This window comes from Clostridium tarantellae, from assembly GCF_009295725.1.
GTDB classification, from domain to species: domain Bacteria; phylum Bacillota; class Clostridia; order Clostridiales; family Clostridiaceae; genus Sarcina; species Sarcina tarantellae.
The window spans coordinates 1-463 of record NZ_WHJC01000654.1; the positions used below are offsets into that span (position 1 = coordinate 1).

Below are 463 nucleotides of genomic sequence, written 5' to 3' on the forward strand. Positions count from 1 at the left end.
ATATTATATACTTCACCAGTATTAATATCATTAATATCTATTAAAAGACTTCCACCTTCATTTGAAAAAATTAAATTTAATATATATTCACCATAAGAAGATGCAAAATAACTTATAGTAAATGAACTTTGAGAAAATCCACCTAAAGAATTTATAACTCCAGAAGGAAGTAATTTAGCCTCTCCTAAAAATATTCCCCCATTTAATCTAGAATTTATAGGATAATTTAAATTAAGCTCAAAATCTCCAAAATCAGGTGCTAATTCAGTACCATTTCCATAAAATTTCAATGTGTTTTTTCCACTATTAAGATTTATTAGTATAGAAAATGAATCATTAAAATCTCCTATAGCTTTATAAGTCTTGCCAGTATTTTGTTCATTTACATCTATTTTAAAGTTTCTATTATTATTTCTATAGGCTAGTCTTAATACATATTCTCCTTCAATATTTACTGATACCT

The 463-nt window shown here is 24.8% G+C and carries 1 protein-coding gene; it reads right to left on the minus strand.

The annotated features are described in order from the left end of the window. Positions 1-463 (minus strand): carbohydrate-binding protein (locus tag GBZ86_RS17655; RefSeq protein ID WP_479690756.1); only part of this gene is annotated, 463 nt, incomplete at both ends.